At 57.8% G+C, this 1,412-nt stretch carries 2 protein-coding genes and 1 pseudogene; all 3 read left to right on the forward strand.

Annotated elements, in window-relative coordinates; genetic code table 11:
* Nucleotides 1–180, forward strand: a 180-nt coding sequence (locus PMES_RS16790) for a hypothetical protein (protein ID WP_236549855.1), incomplete at its 5' end; no start/stop codon positions are given.
* Between the two features lie 62 nt (nt 181–242).
* Entirely contained in the window at nt 243–1,175 is a 933-nt protein-coding gene (locus PMES_RS16195; protein ID WP_159966753.1) for an IS1595 family transposase, read from the forward strand.
* Nucleotides 1,168–1,412 (forward strand): annotated as a pseudogene (locus PMES_RS16200) (P63C domain-containing protein); the annotation flags it as partial. The gene PMES_RS16195 and the pseudogene PMES_RS16200, both read left to right, overlap by 8 nt.

Genomic DNA, 1,412 nt, shown 5'->3' on the forward strand with positions numbered 1-1,412 from the left:
CGCCTCAGCGCCGCCGGTGAAGGGGTGTCTAAGACTACCCAACAAAACCCGCAAGCAGATTCTAACAGAAAACGAGAAGTTTTCGATCACACGGCCGTGATCGCTCACGAGTTCGGCGTCATCGAACCGCGAGGTCGTGGTCAACATGCTGAAACGATAGGGGCCTATATACTTAACTAGCCAGAAGTTACTTGCGCGCCTTGGCTAGTTAAGTTACAAGGGTTCCATAAGGAGCCCGACCCATGACGCAGCCGAAACCCGAAATCCTCTCCACCTTCCAGTTCTTCCAGAAGTTCCCGGATGAGGAAGCGGCGCGCAAGTTCTTCGAAGCCAAGCGCTGGGGTGATGATCCGGTTTGCGGTCACTGCGGTTCGGTCTCCGTGACTGAGTGCAAAGACCATAAGCCCATGGCGTATCGCTGCAAGGACTGCCGGAAGCATTTCAGTGTCCGCACAGGCACCGTTCTGGCCGAGAGCCGCCTTCCCCTACAGAAGTGGCTTCTGGCAATCTTCATGCTCACCAGCGCCCGCAAGGGCATCCCCAGCACCCAGATGGCTCGCGAGCTGGGTGTCACCCAGAAAACCGCATGGTTCCTTGCGCAGCGCATCCGCGAAACATGGCTGAAAGACCCCGACGACCCCATGGACGGTCAGGTTCAGGTTGATGAAACGTACGTAGGCGGCAAAGAGAAGAACAAACACGCCAACAAGAAACTGAATGCCGGTCGCGGCGCTGTAGGCAAGACCGCAGTTCTCGGCGTACGGTCGGAGACCGGTGAAGTCCGCGCCGTCCCGGTCGGCAGCACTAAGGCGTCTATGCTTCAGCGCTTCGTTAGGGATCACGCCAAGACCGGAGCAACTATCGTCACCGACCAGCACGGAGGCTACATCGGACTTGAGGCCAGCGGCTACACCCATATCCGGATCAACCATTCCGTAGGTGAGTACGTCCGTGATATGGCGCACACCAACGGCATTGAAAGCTTCTGGGCGCTGCTGAAGCGGGGCCACTACGGCATCTACCACTACATGAGCGCCAAGCACCTGCACCGCTACGTGAAGGAGTTCTCCTTCCGCCACAACACGGCCAAGTTTGGCACCATGGGCTTCATCAACATCACAATCGAGCGCATGGCCGACAAGCGGCTGACCTACAGGAGGCTGATCAATGGCTGACAAGAAGAAGGACATCATTGAACCTATCGACGCGGCTTTTGAGGACGTCGTCGGGGCTGTAACCCCACGCCTAATGGCATCGCAGGGTCCTGAGATAGTGCCGCCCTCAGAGAGGGATGCGCTTGCCGACAATGAGGCCACGCACCGTGGCAAGTTAAGGATCGGCCCCGTTGAAATCCCGTGTGCCGTTTTAAAGGATGGCAGGCGAGTTTTGTCCGGCCACGGCATTGCGAGTGT

Source organism: Profundibacterium mesophilum KAUST100406-0324, assembly GCF_009835145.1.
Taxonomy (GTDB): Bacteria; Pseudomonadota; Alphaproteobacteria; order Rhodobacterales; family Rhodobacteraceae; genus Profundibacterium; species Profundibacterium mesophilum.

Coding starts and splice junctions, on each gene's coding strand:
- PMES_RS16195 (WP_159966753.1), top strand. CDS start 243: ATGACGCAGCCGAAACCCGAAATCCTCTCCACCTTCCAGTTCTTCCAG.